18 protein-coding genes are annotated in these 20,981 nt (G+C 65.2%); 8 read left to right on the forward strand and 10 right to left on the reverse strand.

All coding sequences use genetic code 11. The features are described 5' to 3' along the window. Positions 1-5 precede the first annotated feature (5 nt). The 7 genes from NQ034_RS01440 to NQ034_RS01470 form a co-directional block, all read right to left on the reverse strand. Positions 6-1,718, reverse strand: a complete 1,713-nt coding sequence (locus NQ034_RS01440; RefSeq protein ID WP_257046657.1) for an AMP-binding protein — start codon at positions 1,716-1,718, stop codon at positions 6-8. 28 nt (positions 1,719-1,746) lie between these two features. After that, positions 1,747-3,438 (reverse strand): class I adenylate-forming enzyme family protein, encoded by a 1,692-nt coding sequence (locus NQ034_RS01445; RefSeq protein WP_257046602.1) that lies wholly within the window; start codon positions 3,436-3,438, stop codon positions 1,747-1,749. 102 nt (positions 3,439-3,540) lie between these two features. Next, complete coding sequence (locus NQ034_RS01450; protein WP_257046603.1) at positions 3,541-5,211, reverse strand: class I adenylate-forming enzyme family protein; 1,671 nt, start codon at positions 5,209-5,211, stop codon at positions 3,541-3,543. An 89-nt stretch (positions 5,212-5,300) separates the two neighbouring features. Further along, positions 5,301-6,500, reverse strand: coding sequence for an acetyl-CoA C-acyltransferase (locus NQ034_RS01455; protein WP_257046604.1), 1,200 nt, complete (start codon positions 6,498-6,500; stop codon positions 5,301-5,303). A gap of 40 nt (positions 6,501-6,540) precedes the next feature. Next, positions 6,541-7,293 (reverse strand): SDR family oxidoreductase, encoded by a 753-nt coding sequence (locus NQ034_RS01460; RefSeq protein WP_257046605.1) that lies wholly within the window; start codon positions 7,291-7,293, stop codon positions 6,541-6,543. Positions 7,294-7,323: 30 nt separating this feature from the next. Then, positions 7,324-8,538 (reverse strand): acyl-CoA dehydrogenase family protein, encoded by a 1,215-nt coding sequence (locus tag NQ034_RS01465; protein ID WP_257046606.1) that lies wholly within the window; start codon positions 8,536-8,538, stop codon positions 7,324-7,326. A 44-nt stretch (positions 8,539-8,582) separates the two neighbouring features. After that, the gene (locus NQ034_RS01470; protein WP_257046607.1) at positions 8,583-9,383 is read right to left on the reverse strand and encodes an SDR family oxidoreductase; all 801 of its coding nucleotides are present in this window, start codon (positions 9,381-9,383) and stop codon (positions 8,583-8,585) included. Between the two features lie 310 nt (positions 9,384-9,693). Here NQ034_RS01470 and NQ034_RS01475 point away from each other — a divergent pair, with 310 nt between their 5' ends. Genes NQ034_RS01475 through NQ034_RS01510 form a run of 8 tightly spaced genes read left to right on the forward strand, consistent with a single transcriptional unit; the run spans position 9,694 to position 17,548 of the window. Next, positions 9,694-10,908 (forward strand): ABC transporter substrate-binding protein, encoded by a 1,215-nt coding sequence (locus tag NQ034_RS01475; protein ID WP_257046608.1) that lies wholly within the window; start codon positions 9,694-9,696, stop codon positions 10,906-10,908. A 45-nt stretch (positions 10,909-10,953) separates the two neighbouring features. Beyond that, the gene (locus tag NQ034_RS01480; protein WP_257046609.1) at positions 10,954-12,168 is read left to right on the forward strand and encodes an ABC transporter substrate-binding protein; all 1,215 of its coding nucleotides are present in this window, start codon (positions 10,954-10,956) and stop codon (positions 12,166-12,168) included. A gap of 42 nt (positions 12,169-12,210) precedes the next feature. Then, entirely contained in the window at positions 12,211-13,422 is a 1,212-nt protein-coding gene (locus NQ034_RS01485) for an ABC transporter substrate-binding protein (protein ID WP_257046610.1), read from the forward strand. Positions 13,423-13,429: 7 nt separating this feature from the next. After that, positions 13,430-14,296 (forward strand): branched-chain amino acid ABC transporter permease, encoded by an 867-nt coding sequence (locus NQ034_RS01490; RefSeq protein WP_257046611.1) that lies wholly within the window; start codon positions 13,430-13,432, stop codon positions 14,294-14,296. Beyond that, positions 14,293-15,348: a branched-chain amino acid ABC transporter permease gene (locus tag NQ034_RS01495; protein WP_257046612.1), complete on the forward strand. Its 1,056-nt coding sequence runs from the start codon at positions 14,293-14,295 to the stop codon at positions 15,346-15,348. Before NQ034_RS01490 ends, NQ034_RS01495 begins: the two co-directional genes overlap by 4 nt. Further along, positions 15,348-16,154 (forward strand): ABC transporter ATP-binding protein, encoded by an 807-nt coding sequence (locus NQ034_RS01500; RefSeq protein WP_257046613.1) that lies wholly within the window; start codon positions 15,348-15,350, stop codon positions 16,152-16,154. The genes NQ034_RS01495 and NQ034_RS01500 overlap by 1 nt, the downstream gene beginning before the upstream one ends. A gap of 1 nt (position 16,155) precedes the next feature. Next, positions 16,156-16,860: an ABC transporter ATP-binding protein gene (locus NQ034_RS01505; protein ID WP_257046614.1), complete on the forward strand. Its 705-nt coding sequence runs from the start codon at positions 16,156-16,158 to the stop codon at positions 16,858-16,860. A gap of 4 nt (positions 16,861-16,864) precedes the next feature. Further along, positions 16,865-17,548, forward strand: a complete 684-nt coding sequence (locus NQ034_RS01510; protein WP_257046615.1) for a TetR/AcrR family transcriptional regulator — start codon at positions 16,865-16,867, stop codon at positions 17,546-17,548. 67 nt (positions 17,549-17,615) lie between these two features. Here the strand turns inward: NQ034_RS01510 and NQ034_RS01515 are convergent, their stop codons facing one another. Genes NQ034_RS01515 through der form a run of 3 tightly spaced genes read right to left on the reverse strand, consistent with a single transcriptional unit; the run spans position 17,616 to position 20,954 of the window. Then, a complete protein-coding gene (locus NQ034_RS01515; RefSeq protein ID WP_257046616.1) occupies positions 17,616-18,236 on the reverse strand; it encodes an L-threonylcarbamoyladenylate synthase in 621 nt (206 codons plus the stop codon). A 4-nt stretch (positions 18,237-18,240) separates the two neighbouring features. After that, on the reverse strand, positions 18,241-19,434 hold the full coding sequence (locus NQ034_RS01520; RefSeq protein ID WP_257046617.1) for an AI-2E family transporter: 1,194 nt from the start codon (positions 19,432-19,434) through the stop codon (positions 18,241-18,243). Continuing rightward, on the reverse strand, positions 19,431-20,954 hold the full coding sequence (gene der, locus NQ034_RS01525; protein ID WP_257046658.1) for a ribosome biogenesis GTPase Der: 1,524 nt from the start codon (positions 20,952-20,954) through the stop codon (positions 19,431-19,433). Before der ends, NQ034_RS01520 begins: the two co-directional genes overlap by 4 nt. Between the last annotated feature and the right edge of the window lie 27 nt (positions 20,955-20,981).

Raw genomic sequence — 20,981 nt, forward strand, 5'->3', positions numbered from 1 at the left:
GTGCGTCACTTCTCCAGGCTCTCCAACAGTTCGACCTTGCGGATCTTGCCCGTGGCCGTCATCGGCATCGCCTCGACGAAGACGAACTCCGGGACCTTGTAACGGGCCATCTGCTCCAGCGCCCATGTGCGCAGCTCCTCGGCGGTGGCGGCGGAGCCCGCCGTCAGGATGGTGAAGGCCACGGGCACCTGGCCCTTGCGCTCGTCCGCGCGCGGGGCAACGGCGACGGTCTCGATCGCAGGATGGGCCTTGAGCAGCGTTTCGACTTCGGCGGGGAAAACACTCATCCCGTTGACCTTGATCATCTCCTTGGTCCGCGCCAAATAGGTCAGCGCCCCGTGCTCGTCGAAGCGTCCGGTGTCGCCGGTGAGCAGCCAGCCGTCGACCAGGGAGTCGCGGGTGGCCTCGGGCCGGCGGTAGTAGCCGGTCATCACCGAGGGGGAGCTCACGATGATCTGGCCGGATTCGCCCACCGGAACCGGGTTCAGATCGGCGTCGACGACGACGATCCGCGTGCCGGGCACGGGGAATCCGCAGTACACGGGTTCCTTGGCCAGGTCCATGTCCCCGTCCTGCAGGCCCAGGGTCGACGTGTCGGCCGTGTGCGTCTCGGTCATTCCGTAGGAGGCCTCCCGCAGTGTCGTCCCGGAGACCTCCCGCCAGGCCGTGCGCAGGTCCCGGTCGAGCTTGCGCACGAAACTGATCGCCGTGCAGTCGCGCAGGCTCTCCAGCGTCTGGGCCGTACAGCCGGGCTCCTCCAGCAGTTCCCAGTAGCTGTCGCCCAGGCCGATCAGGGTGGAAACCCGCTGCGCGGCGATGAGTTCGAGGGCCACACCCGGATGCCAGCGGCTCATCAACACCAGGGTCGAGCCGTCGACCAGCGGGGACAGGATTGCGAAGTCCTCCCCCGCGATCCAGAAGATCGGCTGGAAGCCCAGGATCACCTCGGGTTCGGCGTCGGTGCCGGGCACATGTCCACGGCCGGCGTGCGATTTGAGGCCCGAGTAGACCATATGGGCCTGCGTGTGTTCACAGCCCTTGGGCAGACCCGTCGTCCCGCCGGTGTAGTTGAGCACCGCCAGGGCGGTCGGATCCACCTCGGCCGGGGCGGCCGGAGAATGGGAGACGATGTCCGCCCAGTCACTGGGCAGGTCCCCACTGGCGGCGGCAAACGGCGCGGCGGGCACAGCGGGTCCCGTCAGTGTGTCGGCCAACTGGGTGTAGGCCACCGTGAGATCGGCGTCGACGCCGGCTTCGGGGTCTGCCAGGACGCGTTCGATGAGAGGCTGGAATTCCGCCTGCGCGATCACGACCCGCGGGGTTGCGTCGCGCAGTTCGTGTGCCAGTTCGCGCGCCTGGAACATCGGGTTGATCGGCAGGTGCACCGCGCCCAGGCGCAGAATCGCCAGGAGCGCGATGATGAACTGCGGGCAGTTGCTCATGAACACGCCCACCCGGTCGCCGGCGGCCACGCCCTGGCCGCGCAACCAGCCCGCGGCAGCTGCGACCAGCTCCTCGAGTTCGGCATAGTCGATGTCGCGGCCGTAGAAGTGGATCGCGGTGGTGTGCGGCCGCTCTTCGGCCCACCTGATGAGGAATTCGTTCAGCGGCCGCTCGTAGTCGGCGCGTGGTATCTCCCCCGGGACCGAGGCCGGGCGCAGTGTCCGCAGCGCTTCCAGTTCCGCGGCCGCTTTCGACCATTCCCCATTGCCCACCATATGTTCCACTCTCCTTCGAGTATTCGTCTCAGTCTTCTGCGCCGGCGGCGGTCCGCGCCGCTTCGGCCGTCTCACGGGCTGTGGCGCGTAGTTCGCGCCGCAGTACCTTGCCCGATGCGGTCTTGGGCATCTCGTCGATGATCACGACCCGGTGCGGTGCTTTGAATGCAGCCAGGTGTTTGCGCGCGTGGGCGATGACATCGGCCTCGCTCAGTTCACTGCCCGGCTGCCTGGTCACATAGGCCACGACGTTCTCACCGCGGTACTCGTCGGGCACGCCCACCACGGCGGCCTCGAGCACCTGGGGCATCAGGTAGAGGGCGTCCTCCACCTCGCGCGGCCACACCTTGAAGCCCGAGGCGTTGATCATGTCCTTCTTCCGGTCGACGATGAACAGCCAGCCCTCGGCGTCGAGGTAGCCCACATCGCCGGTGTGCAGCAATCCGCCGGGGATGTCGCGCGCCGTGGCCTCCGGATTGCCCAGGTACTCGTGGGTGACCATGGGCCCCGACACACAGACCTCTCCCACTTCCCCGGCCGCCAGCTCGTGTCCCTCGTCGTCGAGGATCGAAACCGTCACCGAGGCCAGGGGCAGCCCGCAGGACAGGTTCCCCGACTCCTCGTCGACCGGGGCGCGGAAGCCATTGGGCACCAGGGCGCACTGCGCGCTGGTCTCTGTGAGCCCGTAGCCCTGGCTGATGTAGTAGCCGGTGCGCTCCTCGAACTTCGCAACGATCGCCTCGGGCAGGGGCGCGCCGCCGGACATGATCTGATCGAAGGACTCGAAGTCCGCGGCCTCGAATCCCGGCACGGCCAGCAGCGCCATGAATGCGGTGGCCGGGCCGGCCATGTAGTTCGGGCGGTCACGGCGGAAGATCTCCAGCGAGGTCACCGGATCGAACCGGTAGTTCATCGACAGTGCGGAGCGGCAGGCGATATTGGCCAGGAACTGGCAGACGAAGCCCGTGATGTGGAAGACCGGCGCCAGGGTGAACATCACATTGCCGGGACCGTAGTCCATCATGTCCCGGCTCATGATCGCGTTGACCGTCAGGTTCCCGTGGGTCAGGACGGCGCCCTTGGACTTGCCGGAGGTTCCCGAGGTGTAGCCGTAGATCGCAGGGGACTCCCGCGTCACCGGAGCCTGCTGAACGCTGCGGCCGGAGTACTCCTTGACGATGTCGGACAGATCGGGGCGCCCGGTTGGGATCTGCGCGGGGAAGGCGCCGAAGATGCGTTCGGCCTCCACCTGCACCAGGTCGCGATCGTTGCAGGTGATGACGATGTCGAGGTCCGCAGCATAGTCCTTGACCCGGTCGTTGTACGCCGCAGCCGAAACCACCAGCGCCTTGACCGAAGCATCCGCGAAGACATGGGCCAGTTCGTCGCGGTACATCGGATTCAGCGGCACCACCACCCCGCCGAGTTTCCATGTGGCCAGGGCCGCCACGTAGTAGTGCGGCACGTTCTGCAGATAGATGCCGAGCACGTCGCCGGGCCCGAAGCCACGTTCGGCCAGGTACGCCGCGAGGGCGCCGGCCTGCTCGTCGATCTGGGCCCAGGTGGCCTCCCACCCGTAATACTTCACGGCGGGAGCCTCCGGTGCCGTGGCCACTGCGGCGGCCAGGAGTTCGGGCACTGTGGTCGGTTCCAGGGGCTGGATGTACTTCGGCTCACTCGAGAGCGTCGTCACCCAGGGGCGATCGGTCGAAAGTGACATCGGTGTCCTCCACTTCATCGTGTTCCGGCGCCGACGGGCTGTGCCGCCGGTCACTTCTTCATAATATCCCGAACGTTCGTTCATTCAACGCGGGACCACTGCTCACCTGGACGTTTCGTCCTCCCGCCCGCTCGCCTGGTCGCGCAATTCACGGCGCAGGATCTTGCCTGATGCCGTCTTGGGCAGCGCCTCGGCGATGACGACCCGATGCGGGGCCTTGAACGCGGCCAGATGTTTGCGCGCATGGGCGATGACATCGGCCTCGGTGAGGCTGCGGCCCGGCTTCAGCGTGAGATAGGCGACGACGCTCTCACCCCTGTACTCATCGGGCACGCCCACCACGGCGGCCTCGAGCACCTCGGGCAGCAGATACAGCGCGTCCTCCACCTCGCGCGGCCACACCTTGAAGCCCGAGGCGTTGATCATGTCCTTCATCCGGTCGACGATGAACAGCCAGCCCGCGGCGTCGAGGTAGCCCACGTCCCCGGTGTGCAGCATTCCGGCGGGGATGTCGCGCGCCGTCGCCTCCGGGTTGTTCAGGTATGCGCCGGTGACCATGGGCCCTGACACGCAGACCTCGCCCACCTCGCCCTGGGGGACTTCGCGGCCGTCCTCATCCAGGATCCGCAAGTCGACGCTGGCGATCGGCAGCCCGCAGGACAGGTTCCCCGACTCCTCGTCGACCGGGGCACGGAAGCCCTTGGGTACCACCGCGCACTGCGCGCTGGTCTCTGTGAGCCCGTAGCCCTGGCCGATGTAGCGGCCAGTGCGCTCCTCGAACTTCGCGAGGATGGCCGCGGGCAGCGGGGCTCCGCCCGACATGATCTGGTCGAAGGACGAGAAGTCGTCCCCGTGGAAGTCGGGGTGGGCCAGCAACGCCATATAGGCGGTGGCGGGACCGGCCATGTAGTTCGGACGCGTCCGCCGGAAGATCTCCAGGGTCGTCGAGGCCTCGAAACGGTAGTTCATCGCCAGGGTGCCCCCGACGGCGATATTGGCCAGGAACTGGGTGACCAGACCGGTGATGTGGAACACCGGGGCCAGGGTGAAGAAGGTGAACGGTGGTCGATAGCCCTGGAATTCGCGGTTGATCACCGCATTGACACTCAGGTTCCCGTGGGTGAGCACCGCGCCCTTGGACTTGCCGGAGGTTCCCGAGGTGTAACCGTAGAGCGCCGGGGTGTCCACGGTGACCGGTGCCTGGTCGACGCGGGCTCCGCGGTGGCGTTCGATCACATCGAGCAGTTCGTCCCTGTCGGTTTCGATATGGGACGGGAACGATCCGAAGACGCGTTCCGATTCGAGCTCCACCAGGCCCCGATCATTGCAGGTGATGACGATGTCGAGGTCCGCAGCATAGTCCTTGACCCGGTCGTTGTACGCCGCAGCCGAAACCACCAGGGCCTTGACCGAAGCATCCGCGAAGACATGGGCCAGTTCGTCGCGGTACATCGGATTCAGCGGCACCACCACCCCGCCGAGCCGCCAGGCCGCCAGAGCGGCGAAATAATAGTGGGGCACGTTCTGCAGATAGATCCCCAGTGCATCGCCGGGCCCGAAGCCGCGTTCGGCCAGGTACGCCGCGGTAGCCTGAGCGTGTTCGTCGAGTTCGCGCCAACTGCAGGTCCACCCGAAGTACTCCACCGCGGTCGACTCCCCCGCCTCCGCCAGTGCGCGTTGAAGTAACGCGGGGATCGTCGTGGGCTCCAGCTCGCGCAAATAGCGCGGTTCGCGGGCCAGGGTGTTCAACCAGGGTCGGTTTTCGGGTGCCATCGATACTTCTTCCGTTCACTTTCTCCATAGACGAGCGTGCCCGGGGCGCTTGGCCCCGGGCACGCTCCAACCGATGAGTTCGGGCTCGGTCAGGCCACTTCGAACAGGCCGGCCGCGCCCTGTCCGCCGCCGATGCACATCGTGACGACGACGTACTTGGCACCGCGGCGCTTACCCTCGATGAGGGCGTGCCCGACCATCCGGGCGCCCGACATGCCGTAGGGGTGGCCGATCGAGATGGCGCCGCCGTTGACGTTGTACTTCTCCGGGTCGATGCCCAGGCGGTCACGACAGTACAGGGTCTGCACCGCGAATGCCTCGTTGAGCTCCCACAGATCGATGTCGTCGACGGTCAGCCCGTGGCGCTTGAGCAGCTTCGGCACAGCGAAGACCGGGCCGATGCCCATCTCGTCCGGCTCACAGCCGGCCACCGCGATGCCGCGGTAGATGCCCAGCGGTTCGAGGCCCCGGCGCGAGGCCTCGGCGTCGCTCATCAGCACCGCAGCCGAGGCGCCGTCGGACAGCTGCGAGGCGTTGCCCGCGGTGATCGACGGGTTCGCCGAGGCCACTCCGGGGGCCAGCACCGGCTGCAGTGAGGACAGGCCCTCGAGCGTGGTCGAAGGGCGATTGCCCTCGTCCTTGCCCAGCGTGACCGTCTCCTCGGAGACCTCCTTGGTCGCCTTGTCCATGACGAGCTTCGTCGCGGTCAGCGGCACGATCTCCGCGTCGAAGCGGCCGGCTTCCTGCGCGGCTGCGGTGCGCCGCTGGCTCTCCAGCGAATACGCGTCCTGCGCCTCGCGGGTGACGCCATAGCGTTCGGCGACGACCTCGGCCGTGTTGAGCATCGGCAGGTAGAGTCCCGGATGGTTCTCGCTCAGCCACGGGTCCTTCGCGCGGAAGGTGTTCTGGTGTTCGTTCTGCACCAGGGAGATGGATTCGGCGCCACCGCCGACGGCGATGTCCATCCCGTCGGCGATGATCTGCTTGGCGGCGATCGAGATCGCCATCAGACCCGAGGCGCACTGCCGGTCGACGGTCTGGCCGGCGACCGTCACGGGCAGCCCGGCGCGCAGCGCCGCCTGCCGGCCGAAGTTCATGGACTGCGCGCCCTGTTGGACGGCGGCGCCGAAGACGACGTCCTCGATCTCGCCGCCTTCCAGCCCCGCCCGCTTGACCGCATTGGCGATCGCGTGGCCGGCGAGTTCCTGGGACTGGGTGTTGTTGAAGGCCCCACGGTACGCTTTGCCAATCGGCGTGCGTGCGGTGGAGACGATCACTGCATCGGTCATTGTTCCTCTTTCGATTGCGTCGGCTGCCCGGCGGGGCCGATCAGTTCTTCGGGCCGCCGGCGACGTAGATGACCTGCCCGGAGACGAAGCCCGCGCCCTCGCTGGCCAGGAACGAGGCGGTGTGCGCGATGTCCTCGGGCTTGCCGGTACGGCGCACGTCGATCTGCGCGGCGGCGGCCTTGGTGAACTCCTCGAAGGACACCCCGACGGATTCCGCGGTGGCCTTGGTCATATCGGTCTCGATGAACCCGGGGGCGATCGCATTGGCGGTCACGCCGTAGCGGCCGAGTTCGATCGCATAGGTCTTCGTCAGGCCCTGGATGCCCGCCTTGGCCGCCGAGTAGTTGGCCTGGCCGCGGTTGCCCAGCGCCGAGGTCGAGGACATCGAGATGATCCGGCCGAAGTTCTCCTGGACCATGTACTTCTGCGCGGCCTTCGTCATGATGAAGTTGCCCTCGAGGTGAACGGCCAGAACCTTCTGGAAGTCCGCCAGCGGCATCTTGAACAGCATATGGTCGCGGATGATACCGGCGTTGTTGATCAGCACGGTCGGCGCACCGAGTTCCTCGGCGATCTTCTCCACCGCCGCATTGGCGGCGGCCTCGTCGGTGATGTCGGCGCCGATGCCGATCGCCTGGCCGCCTGCGGCGTTGATCTCCTCGACGACGCCGCGGGTGTCCTCCTCACGGATGTCGACGACGGCGACGGCCAGTCCGTCCTTGGCCAGGCGCTTCGAGATGGCCGCGCCGATTCCACGGGCCCCGCCGGTGACGATTGCGGTACGCTGGGTCATTCTTGTCTCCTTCACGACCTGTCGGTCGAATCACTTACGGTATTTCTTGAGTTCGTGCCGGGCGATGGTCATCTTGTGCACCTCGTCCGGTCCGTCCGCCAGGCGCAGAGTGCGCACATGCGCATACATCTCCGCCAGGGGGAAGTCGTTCGTAACGCCGCCGCCGCCGTGCACCTGGATGGCCCGGTCGATGACCTTGAGTGCCATTTCCGGTGCCGCGACCTTGATCTCCGAGATCAGCGTACGGGCCACCTTGTTGCCCACGGTATCCATCAGGTACGCCGCCTGCAGGGTCAGCAGCCGGGCCTGGTCGATGGCGATGCGCGATTCCGCGATCCAATCCTGAATGTTCGCCTTCTCCGAGAGCTTGGACCCGAAGGCCACCCGCTCCTCTGCGCGCTTGCACATGAGCTCGAGCGCGCGCTCGGCGGCGCCGATGGCGCGCATGCAGTGGTGGATGCGGCCGGGCCCCAGCCGGGCCTGGCTGATCGCGAAGCCCTCGCCCTCGCCCTTGAGGACGTCCTTGGCAGGCACCCGCACCTGATCGAAGATGATCTCCGCGTGACCCTCCCGGTCCTCGTAGCCGAACACCGGGAGATTGCGCACCACGGTGACCCCCGGGGCGTCGATCGGCACGACCATCATGGACTGCTGGCGATGCTTCTCCGCATTGGGATCGGTCTTGCCCATCACGATGAGCACCTGGCAATTGGGGTGCAGAGCGTTCGAGGTGAACCACTTGCGGCCCTCGAGGATGTACTCGTCGCCGTCCTTCTTCATGACCATCTCGATGTTCGTGGCATCGGCGCTGGCCACTGCCGGTTCGGTCATCGCGAAGCCCGAAGCCATGGTGCCGTCGAGCAGCGGGCGCAGGTACTTCTCCTTGTGCTCATCAGTCCCGAAAAGGGTGAGCACCTCCATATTGCCGGTGTCGGGGGCATTGCAGTTGAAGACCTCGGGCCCCAGACCACCCGAGCGGCCCATCAGTTCGGCCAGCGGCGCGTACTCCAGGTTGGTCAGACCCGGACCCCATTCCGCGTGGGGGTGGAACAGGTTCCACAGCCCCGCCTCCTTGGCCTTGGCCTTGAGGTCCTCGAGGATCTGCGGCTGCGTATGGGGGCTGGCGGCCTCGGCCATCTGCCGCCGGTAGACGGGTTCGGCGGGGTAGACGAATTCGTCCATGAAGGCCTTTACCCTGTCATAGTATTCCTGGCCACGAGCGGTCTGTTCGAAGAGGTTGTTCACTGTCACTCCCTTGTGTCGTGCATTCCTGGTGAAAATGTGCAGGCTCAGCGGGTGCCGGCCAGCAGTTTGCTCTGATAGCGGCGCATTCCGCGCAGCCAGCGGTCGTAGTCGGAGCCCTTCATCCGGTACATCTCGAGTACCTCCGGGTGGGGCAGGGCCAGGAAGGTTCCGGATTCGACGGCCGCCAGGACACAGGTGGCCACTTCGTCCGGCTCGAGCACGCGGCCGGCCGAGGTCACTGCGGACTGGGCCGCCGCGTCCAACGAGTCCTCGGTGTTGTCCGCGCCGTGGAGCATCGCGGTGTTCACGCCCATCGGGCACAGACAGGTCACACCGACTCCCCGATCACCGTAGGTGATCGAGAGCCATTCGGCGAAACCGACGGCCGCGTGCTTGGTCACCGAGTAGCCGGCCTGGCCGATCTGGGTGAGCAGCCCGGCAGCCGATGCGGTGGCCACGAAGTGCCCGCCCCTACCGTCCGCCCAGCCGGGCACCAGGGCCTTGGCCGCGCGGATATGGGCTCGCAGATTGACGTCGATGATCAGGTCCCAGTCGGATTCGTCTTCGCCGAGGTCCTGGGGTCCGATGATTCCGGCATTGGCGAAGTAAAGATCGACCTCGCCGAGTTCGGCGCGGGTGGCTTCGATCAGCTCCGCAATGCCCTGAGTGCTGGTGCAGTCTCCGGACCAGGCCCGCTGGCCGAGTTCGGCCGCGATCTCCTGCACACGGGGATCCAGGTCCGCCAGCATGACCCGGGCACCGCGCTGCGTCAGGGCGCGGGCGATTGCGGATCCTATCCCACCGGCGGCACCGGTGACGACGGCGGTCTTCGAGTGCACATCCATGTGCGTCCTCCCGGTTCGTTGGTCTCCGGCTCCTCGTTGAGCCGGTCTGTCCCTGCCATTCTGGCCCTAAGCGCACGTGAATTTCAAGCCTGAGCAAACGTTTGTTCATTAACTCTTCAAGTCCCGCCGGGCTCTCGCACTCCAGGCGATCGAAGGAGGCATGGAAATGTGATTGACAAGACATCGCTACTGTGCTGAGATTGCTGAGAGCCCAATGTGAAACCCGTTTCATATTGGTTGTGGACAACCGGGTCCACACCGCGGACACCGAACCGGCAACCCCGCCGGATCGCTTTTCAAAGGAGAAAAGATGCCCCGCTCAACCACTCGCCCGATCCGTGCGCTATTGGCCGCCGCCACCACGTGTGGCCTGGTCGCAGGTCTCAGCGCCTGTGGCGGTTCCGCAGACACGGAATCCGACGATAGCGTGGTAATCGGCCTGACGGCTTCCCTGTCCGGAGGCGCTGCGGCATTCGGTGAGAACATCAAAACGGGCCTGGAAATGGCAGTGGACAAAGTCAACGAGTCCGGGGTGGAAATCGACGGCAAGAAGGTCACCGTCACTCTCAAGGCCTTGGACGACAAGTACGTCCCCTCGACCGCTGCAACCAATGCACAGCGCCTGGCCGATCAGGACAAGGCCGCGGTGATCTTCACCCCCAACGCCGGTGCTATCAAGGCAATGCAGCAGGTCAACGACGGCCGCTCGAAGTTCCTCATTTCCGCCTATACTTCGGATCCCGCAATCATCCAAAGCGGCAATGGACTAACCGTGATGACACCGCCGAACTTCGCGTCCTATGCGCAGGCGTTCGCCAAGAAACTGCGCGCCGACGGAGCGGAGAAGCTGGCCCTGTTGGGTACCCAGAGCGAATACGGGCAGCAGTGGACTACGGACGCGAAGTCCGCATGGACCGAGGCCGGTGGGACCGTCGGTAAAGACAACAGCGTCGATTACGCCACAGTGTCCGACTTCGCGGGCCCGGTATCCAAAGCACTGGCCGAAAAGCCCGATGCGATCTTCCTGGGCGGACCCAGCCAACCCACTGCGCTGATTGCCGAAGAAGCCCGCAAGCAGGGCTTCAATGGCAGCTTCTTCCTGATGGACCAGGCCAAGCTCGACGAAATGGGCACTGTTGCCAAAATGGAGAACTTCCGGGATTCCGTAGGTGTCCGACCGGTGTCGGACTATCAGGAGACCGGGACCGAAGAATTCCTTAAGACCTATACCGCAAGGGCCGGCATGGACAAGGTCGCCACGAGTGAGTCGGCGCTGAACTATTCGGCACTGCCAATCTTCGTCAAGGCAATGGAGATCTCCGGAACCTCGAGCGATCCCGACAAGATCCGCGAGGCGATGCCGGAGGCCCTGAAACAGGCCGACAAGTCCTATGAGGTACAGACTCCGTGGACAAGCATCTCCGATGCCGGCCACCTCCTCTCGGACAAGCTCGACGCCGCCTACTACGACAAGGCGGGGAAATACCAGCCCTTCGAGGTTCCACAGGTCGACGACTCCAAGTAGCCAACCTTCCAACCCATTCCCATTCTCAAACGCAATGGAGCAATTATGAAGAAAACCCCGCGCGCCCTGCTGCGCACGACCCTGTCCCTGACCACCATGGCCGCACTGGGCCTGGGCCTGGCCGCCTGTGGCGGTAGCGGGTCCGGATCCGGTTCCGACACCGTCGTCCTGGGCTACACCGGTCCGCTCTCCGGCGGCGGCGCCTCCTACGGCGAAAACGTCAAAATCGGCCTGGAAATGTCCGTGGACAAGATCAACGAAGCCGGCGTGAAGATCGACGGCAAGGACGTCAAGATCGAGCTGAAGTCGCTCGACGACAAGTACGTTCCCTCCACCGCGGCGACCAACTCACAGCGCCTGGCGGATCAGGACAAGGCAGCTGTGGTCTTCTCCCCCAACGCCGGAGCCATCAAGGCCATGCAGCAGGTCAACAACGGCCGCTCCAAGTTCCTCATCGGCGGTTACACCTCCGATCCCGAAATCGTCCAGCACGACAATCCCCTGACCATCATGATCCCCCCGAACTTCAAGTCCTACGCCGAACCCTTCACCAAGAAGCTGATGGACGAGGGCGCGAAGAAGATCTCGCTGCTGGGCACCCAGAGCGAATACGGCCAGCAATGGACCGCCGAGGTCAAGACGGCCTGGAGCACAGCCGGTGGCACCGTCGGCAAGGACAACAGCGTGGACTACGCGACGGTCTCCGACTTCGCCGGCCCCGTCTCCAAGGCCCTGGCCGAAAAACCCGACACGATCTTCGTCGGCGGCCCCTCCCAGCCCACCGCACTGATCATGGAAGAGGCCCGCAAGCAGGGCTTCAAGGGCTCCTTCTTCGTGATGGACCAGGCCAAACTCAATGAGATGGCCACCATCACCGACGAGAAGAACCTCTACGACTCCGTGGGCGTGCGGCCCGTAGAGGAATACGACGAGCCCGGCACCAAGGACTTCCTGGCCGCCTTCAAGACCAAGACCGAAGGCAAGAAGGTCGCCACCAGCGAATCGGCCCTGCATTACTCGGCGGTGCCGGTCTTCGTCAAGGCGATGGAGCTGGCCGGAACGACCAGCGATCCGGACAAGATCCGCGAGAAGATGTCCGAGGCCGTCACCCAGGTCGACAAGTCCTTCTACGTCCAGACCCCTGCTACCAAGGTCACCGATGCCGGTCACCTGATGGCAGACACCCTCGACGCATCGTTCCTCGACAAGTCGGGGAAGTACCAGACCGTCGAGGTCCCGCAGGCCGACGATTCCAAGTAGCCCGACCACCCTTTCCTCCTTCTCAGATGCAATGGAGCAGTCATGAAGAAGACACCACGCGCCCTGCTGCGCACAACACTGTCACTGACCACCATGGCGGCGCTGGGCCTCGGCCTGGCCGCCTGTGGCGGTAGCGGTGCCGGTTCAAGCGGCGACACCGTCGTGATCGGCTACACCGGCCCGCTGTCCGGTGGCGGCGCAGCCTACGGCGAGAACGTCAAGATCGGCCTGGAAATGGGCGTGGACAAGGTCAACGACATGGGCCTGAAGATCGACGGCAAGGACGTCAAGCTCGAACTGAAGTCGCTCGACGACAAGTACGTCCCCTCCACAGCCGCGACCAACGCCCAGCGCCTGGCCGATCAGGACAAGGCGGCGATCGTCTTCTCCCCCAACGCCGGTGCCATCAAGGCCATGCAGCAGGTCAACAACGGCCGTTCCAAGTTCCTCATCGGCGCCTACACCTCGGATCCGGAGATCTTCACGACCGGCAACCCGCTGACGGTCTTCGGCACCCCCAACTTCAACTCCTATGCCGAGCCCTTCACCAAGAAGGCGATGTCCATGGGAGCCAAGAAGCTCTCACTGCTCGGCACCCAGAGCGAGTACGGTCAGCAGTGGACGACCGTGGTCAAGAAGGCCTGGGCCGATGCAGGGGGCAGCGTGGGCGCCGACAACAGCCTGGACTATGCGACGGTCTCCGACTTCGCGGGGCCCGTGTCCAAGGCCCTGGCCGAAAAACCCGACACGATCTTCGTCGGAGGGCCCTCCCAGCCCACCGCACTGATCATGGAGGAGGCCCGCAAGCAGGGCTTCAAGGGCAGCTTCTTCGTGATGGACCAGGCCAAACTCGATGAGATGGCCACCGTGACCAAGGAAGACAACCTGCACAATTCGATCGGCGTCGCCCCGGTGAAGACCATGACCGAATCCGGCACGGAGAAGTTCCTCGAGGACTTCGCCGCCAAGGCGGGCAAGGACAAGGTCGCCACCACCGAATCGGCCTTCACCTTCCAGTTCGTCGGGCTGTTCGCCAAGGCGATGGAGGACGCGGGAACGAGCACCGACGCCGAGAAGCTGCGCGAATCGCTCAAGAACGCGATCACCCAGACCGATGAGTCCTTCCACGTCTCCATCTTCCCGACGGAGATGACCGCAGAGGGGCGATTGAGCAGCAAGGAGATCGAGTCGGCCTACTTGGACGACAAGGGCGAGTACAAACTGTTCACCGTGCCGGTCCTACCGGATAAGTGAGGCACCCATGACACTCTTCATCCAGCAACTCTTCAACGGCCTGGCACTCGGCGGCGTGTACTGTCTGGCCGCGATCGGCCTGACCCTGGTCTTCGGTGTGCTGCGCATCCCGAACCTGGCCCACGGCTCGATCTACATGCTCGGCGCCTATGTCACCTACTTCTTCCTGACAACCGTGGGCGTACCGTATTTCGCGGCCATCGGCATCTCCGCCATCATCATGTTCTTCCTGGGCGTGCTGATGGAACGCCTGGTGTTCAATCCACTGCGCAACGCCCCACACACCCATTACATGATCGCCGCGGTCGGTGCGATGTTCTTCTTCCAAGCCGTCGCCCAGGCCATCTGGGGCGCCGACTTCCGGCGAATGGACTCGCCCCTGACCGGGAACGTCTCCATCGCCGGCGCGCAGATCTCCGTGCAGCGCCTGGTCATCATCCTGGTGGCCGTCGTCGTCCTGGTCATCCTGACCTGGTTCATCAAGCGCACCCTGCAGGGTCAGACGATCGAGGCGATCGAACAGGACCGCACCGGCTCGTCACTGGTGGGCATCAACCCGTCGATGGTCTCGATGCTGACCCTGGGCCTATCCGCCCTGCTGGCGACCATCGCCGCCGGACTGGTGGCGCCGATCAATCTGCTCTCGCCCACCATGGGCTCGGCTCTGGACCTCAAGGTCTTCGCCATCATCATCCTCGGCGGACTGGGCTCCCTGCCCGGCGCCATCGTCGGCAGCTTCGTGCTGGCCGTCGCCGAGACAATGACCTCCACCTACATCTCCGCCGGTGTCGGCGAGGCGATCGCCTTCATCGTCCTGGTGGCGGTTCTGGCGATCAAACCCACCGGCCTGTTCGCAAAGGCGGTGCAACGATGAACGCGCTGAAACTGGCATTGCACAACCCCCGGGTCTGGGGCACCTGGGCGATCCTCATCGCCCTGGCCCTGGTGCCCATCGTCTTCGGCAATGAAAACTACGTGATGCGGTTGTTCACCGGCGCCCTGTGCACCGCGATCGCCGTCTACGGCATGAACATCCTGCTGGGATTCACCGGCCTGCTGTCCCTGGCCCAGGGCGGGTTCTTCGGGGTCGGCGCCTACACCGTGGGCCTGCTGACCACCGATTACGACTGGCCGTTCTGGCCGGCGCTGATCGCCGGGGTGCTCGTCGCCGCGATCCTCGGCTACCTGTGCGGGCTCATCGCCCTGCGGACCAAGGACGAGTACTTCGCCATCTTCACGATGGCCATCGGCTTCATCATCTACCTCATCGTCAGCCGGTGGGAATCGGTGACGCATGCCCACACTGGCGTGAACAACGTCAAGCTGCCCGAGGGTGGCGGGGTCATCGACTTCACCGACCCCATCCCGCTGTTCTACCTGGTATTCGCGATTCTGGCGCTCATCGTCTACGTGACCTGGGCGATCCGCCGGTCCTCGGTGGGCCGTACCCTCATCTCCATCAGGACCTCCGAGGACCTGGCCGATGCGATCGGTGTTAACGTCGGTGTGAACAAGCAGCTGGCATTCGCCGCTTCCACGGCTCTGGCGGGTCTGGGCGGCGGTCTCTACGCCAGCGTCATCGGTTTCATCGGCCCGGATTCGGCCATGGTCGACAAGACCTTCGAGATGCTCATGTTCATCCTCGTCGGCGGACTGGGAACGGTGGCCGGCCCACTGATCGGCACCCTGATCGTGACGTTCATCTTCGAGCTGTTCCAGGACTTCCAGGCCTACCGGTTCATCCTGGTCGGCCCCATCATCATCGCCCTGGTGATCTTCGCCCCGCGTGGCATCGTGGGCTACCTGGGCGGATGGCTGGACAAGCGCAGGGCCCGTAAACGCCAGGCCGAGGCCGCCGCCCGGCGGACGGCCGCAGCCGCGACCGGCGACTCGACTCGAAACACAGAGACTCAGGAGGTGCAGTGATGCTGCTCGAAGTACGCGGTCTGGGTAAGCGCTTCGGCGGCCTGGACGCAGTCAAGGACGTGGATCTGGACGTCGAGGAGGGCCAGATCACGGCAGTCATCGGCCCCAACGGCGCCGGCAAGTCCACCTTCTTCAATCTGATCCACGGGTTCTACCGTCCCACCTCCGGGACCGTGACCTTCAAGGGGGAGGACATCACACACACCTCCCCACACCGCACTGTGGCCGATGGCATCGCCAGGACCTTCCAGACGACGCATCTGTTCGACGATACGACGATTCTGGAGAACGTCCTGGCCGGCCGGATCGTGCGTTCGAAGTCGAATGTCTTCGACGCCGTGCTCAACACTCCACGCCACCGCCGCGAGGCCGAGCTCAACGAGGACAAGGCGCTCGAGGCCCTGGACTTCTGCGGCATCCTCGATTACAAGGACGATGTGGCGGGCCAGGTCCCCCAGGAAGTGCAGAAACGCACTGCGATGGCGATGGCCCTGGCCACCGACCCCGAACTCATCCTGCTCGACGAGCCCGCCGGTGGTATCCCGGAGGAGGAGACTGCAGAATTCGGCGAACTGATCCGTTCCCTGGTCCCCCGCGGCATCTCCGTACTCTTGGTCGAACACAAAATGTCCATGATCATGAGCCTGGCCGACAAAATCCTCGTCATGGAGAACGGGCAGCAGTTGGCGATCGGTGAACCAGCCCAGATCCGCTCGAACCCGGATGTGATCCGCGCCTATCTGGGTTCCTCGGCGGACGTCGACGAGGCGACCGTTCCGGCCGCGCAGAATGAACAGGAGGGCTGAGATGCTCAGTGTCGACAACGTCAGTGCCGGCTATGACGCCGTCAATGTGCTCCACGATGTGTCCATCACGGCCAATCCGGGGGAACTGACCGTGATCCTGGGGGCCAATGGTGCGGGTAAGAGCACTCTGTTCCGCACGATTTCGGGGCTGCTGCGGGCCCGTTCCGGCTCGATCACCTACGAGGGCGCACAGCTGCACCGGCTCAAGGCCAATAAGGTCGTGCGCAGTGGCATCGCCCAGTGTCCCGAGGGCCGCCACCTCTTCCCGAAGATGTCGGTGGAGAAGAACCTACGCCTGGGCTCGTATCCGCACCGCGACAAGCAGAAGACCGAGCGCATCCTCGGCGAGGTCTACGAACTGTTCCCGATCCTCAAGGAGAAGGCCGCGCAGCCGGCCGGTTCGCTCTCCGGCGGGCAGCAGCAGATGGTGGCGATCGGCCGAGCGCTGGTCAGCGATCCATCGCTGCTGATCCTCGACGAGCCCTCGATGGGCCTGGCCCCCATCGTCGTCGACCAGGTCCTGGAGGCGGTCGCACAGATCAACGGCAACGGGATCGGCGTGCTGCTCAGCGAGCAGAACGCCCGTGCCGCCCTGTCGATCGCACACCGCGGCTACGTCCTCTCCGAGGGCAGGGTCGTGCTCTCCGGCGATGCGGCGGATCTGCTGGTCAACCCCGAAGTCCAAGCGGCCTACCTGGGCCTGTGATCCGATGGGGACGGCCGGGGGCCGCCCGCGGGTGTACCCCGCGGAGCCGGCCAGGACCAGACGCACACCGGAGGAACTGAGCGATCGCGGGCAGCGAACCCGCCGGACGCTCATCGACTCCGCCCGGGAGGTCTTCTACCAGCACGGGTACTTGGAGTCCAAGCTCTCCGACATCACCGAACACGCGGGCGTGGCCGCGGGAACGTTCTACATCTACTTCGACAACAGAGAGGAACTGCTCGCCCAGATCATCGCCGAGTCATACGCCGACTCCCTTGACCCACGCGGAGCCAGGGACGTCCACGAGGGTCGGCCGTTGGACCGGATCCGGCACGGGAACCGGGTGTACGTCGAGTCCTACCGGAGCCACGCCGACGTCCACCGGATCATCGACGAGGCCTCTCTGGTGGACGAGTCGATCCGTGCGATGCGAGCGGCCAGGGCGCTGGCGCTCTTCGCCCGCAATGCGCAGACGATCCGTGAGCTGATCCGGCTGGGCCTGGTGTCTGCGATGATCGAACCGGACTCCACGGCCAGGGCGCTGTCTCTGATGGTCTCGCGCACCTGCAACTACGTCTACGTACAGGGCCACGAACTCGACACCTACCGGGGACGGGCAGGGGCTCGAAACCTGGCCGAGGAGCTCAGCGACATCTGGCTGCGGGCCCTGGGGTTGAATCCCGGATAATGCCGCACGCGCCGGTGCCCCCGCCTTGAACGGCGGGGGCACCGGCGCGTGCGGACCCGGATCGAGCTCAGGCGAACGGTGAGATATCACCGGCGCCCACGCGGGTGACCTCGGGAGCGCCGGAGGTGAAATCGACGACCGTACTCGGATCGGTGCCGGCGACCCCGGCATCGACGATGATGTCCACCTCGTGGCCGATCCGCTCCTCGATCTGCCAGGCCTCGGCCGGGGGCTCCTCGTCGCCGGGCAGCAACAGCGTCGACGACAGGATCGGCTCCCCCATCTCCGCCACCAAGTCCAAAGCCACCGGATTCAGGGGAATCCGTGCGCCCACCGTATGCTTCTTGGGCTGCAGCATGGCCCTGGGGACTTCCTTCGTGCCCTTGAGGATGAAGGTGTAGGGCCCCGGGGTGACCGCCTTGATCGTACGGAACGCGGCATTGTCGACGATGACGAACTGGCCCAGCTGGGCGAAATCGTGGCACATCACGGTGAAGTTGTGCTTCTTGCCCAGCTGTCGGATGCGGATGATGCGCTCGATGCCCTCCTTATTGCCGAGCCCAGTGCCCAGCGCGTAACTGGAGTCTGTCGGATAGGCGATGAGCGCCCCGGCGCGCAGGGCCTCGGCGACGCGGGTGATCTGCCGTGGCTGCGGGTTGACCGGATGGATCTCGATGATCTCCGCCATGATCTCACTCCTTCTCGTTGACGAACGTCGTATCGACTACCGTACGCGACCTGCGCCCGCCCGCAATCCCCGGCACGCGCTTCGACCCCTCCCCCGGTTCCGGAGCCGGCTGTCCGGTGGACGGACTCGAGGCGATGAACGTGTTGACCCATCTGGAAGCGGGATCCGCATCGACCAACAAGGCCTTGACCAACAGGGTCGCCGGCAGCGCCAGCAGAGCGCCCAGCCAGCCGAGTACCCAATACCAGAACAGCAGGGACAGGAATGAGATGAAGGGTGAGACTCCTACGGACTCGCCGGTGAACTTCGGCTGGATGATCGACTGGATAACGAAGTTGAGCACGCAATAGGACACGACGACCCACAACGCGTCCCACCAGTCCCCGCTGACCACGGCCATCAGAGCCGGCGGCACGAGGCCGATGACGAAGCCGATATTCGGGATGTAGTTCGTCAAGAAGGCCAGTACGCCCCACACGAATGCCAGGGGCACACCGATGATGATGAGCGCGATGACATCGAGCACTGCGACGATCAGGCCGAAAACCGTGGAGACGATCCAATAGCGCCGCACACCGTTGCCGAAGTCGGTCAGCGACCGGGTGAACCCCGGGCGCATCCGACCGGCCAAGCGCATCCGCAGTGGCAGGGTCATCGAATCCATCCCGAGGAAGAACACCGCCATCACCGCGGTGGTCAGCGCCGTGGCGATCAGGGAGACGTTCGAGAGCAGGGACATCACGGTGTTCAACAGATTCGACACGCTGAAACCGCTGAGCTGTTGGGCCAGCACATCCGGTGTCAGACCCAACTCGTTCAGGCCGTGCAGCGCATCCGTGTACAGCGCCCCGATCTTCACCGAGTACTTGGGGATGACCAGGACGAGTTCGGCCAGGGACCAGGCCGTCAGGCCGAAGAATCCGATGATGAGCACCAGGACCAGCACGATCGTCACTGCCGCTGCCAGGAACGCCGGCACCCTCAGTCGGACCAACCAGCGCTGTAGCGGGTAGACCACGATGACGAGGTTCAGTGCCAGGAACAGTGGGGCCAGAATCGAATTGAGACCCTGGATGAACTGCATGCTGAAGGCGAAGGCCGCCAGAGCCAGGACGACGGCCAGGAAACGCGGCAGCCCGCCGCCACCGGTGGTCCCGGTGACGGCGGGCTGCTCGGACGAACCGGCGGTACGGTTCATTTGCGCTTCCTCTTCTCCCTGATCCGCATCGACAGTTCGATGGGCGTGCCGGTGAAGTCGAAGGTCTCGCGCAGGCGGCGCGTGATGAAACGGCGGTAGCCGGGGTCCAGGAAGCCCGTGGTGAACAGCACGAATTTGGGCGGTCGGTTGGACACCTGGGTGCCGAACAGGATGCGCGGCTGCTTACCGCCGCGCAGCGGATGTGGGTTGGCCGCGACCAGTTCGCCGAGGAAGGCGTTGAACCGGCCGGTCGGAATCCGGGAATCCCAGCCGGCCAGGGCCCGGTCCATCGCCGGAACCAGACGGTCGGAGTGACGACCGGTGGCCGCAGACAGGTTGACCCGGGGCGCCCAGTCCACATGGGCCAGGTCCTTTTCGATTTCCCTGCCCAGGTTCCATCTGCGTTCCTCGTCCGTCAGGTCCCATTTGTTGAACGCCAGGACCAGGGCCCGGCCGGACTCCGTGACGGTCTTGATGATCCGCACGTCCTGTTCGCTCAGCGTCTCGTTGGCCTCCAACAGGACTACCGCGACTTCGGCGCGCTCGATCGCGGTCTGGGTGCGCAGGGCCGCGTAGAAGTCCGCGCCCGAGGCCTGCCTGGCACGTTTGCGGATCCCCGCGGTGTCGACGAAGCGCCACTGGCGCCCGCCGAGCTCGACCAGTTCGTCGACCGGATCGCGGGTCGTGCCGGCGAAGTCCTCGACGATCACGCGCTGGGAGCCGGCCAAGCGGTTGAGCAGGGAGGACTTGCCGACATTCGGCCGTCCGACCAGCGCCACCCGCCGTGGTCCGCCCTCCTCGACCATCTGTTCGACACGTGAGTACTCGGGTAGGACCGTGAGCACCTCGTCGAGCAAGTCGGCCACGCCGCGCCCGTGCACTGCCGAGACCGGGTGCGGCTCCCCCAGGCCCAGGGCCCAGAGTTCCGCCGCCGCCAGTTCGCCACGTTCGTCGTCGACCTTGTTCGCGGCCAGGATGATCGGCTTCTTGGCCCGCCGCAGCATCTTGACGATGTGCTCCTCGGTCGCGGTCACCCCGGTGCGCGAATCGACGACGAGCACGACCGCATCGGCCAGCTCGACGGCGATCTCGGACTGTTCGGCGATCCGCGAGGCCATACCGCGCACATCGATGTCCCAACCGCCGGTGTCGACCAGGGTGATCTTGCGGCCGTTCCACTCCGCGTGGTAGCTCACCCGGTCCCTGGTCACCCCGGGCACATCCTCGACGACCGCCTCACGCCGACCCAGGATTCGGTTGATCAGGGTGGATTTTCCAACGTTCGGTCTGCCCACGATCGCCAGCACGGGAGGGGCGCCGGTCTCACCGGCGGGGATCTCCCCACTGGTCAGTTCCTGCAGCAGCAGGCGGTCCTCGTCGTCCAGGTCGTAGTCGGCCAGGCTCGCGCGTAGCGAGTCCGCGCGCTGCTGGGCTTCCTCGTCACCGATCTCGGCGAGTCGTTCGACCAGCCGATCGTCCTCGTTGGCCGGTTTGAAATCCGCGTCCGCCTGGGCGTCCACGCGCCTCCGGGCGACCGGTTCGTTGTT

Source organism: Brevibacterium moorei (assembly GCF_024580735.1).
Classification (GTDB): domain Bacteria; phylum Actinomycetota; class Actinomycetes; order Actinomycetales; family Brevibacteriaceae; genus Brevibacterium; species Brevibacterium moorei.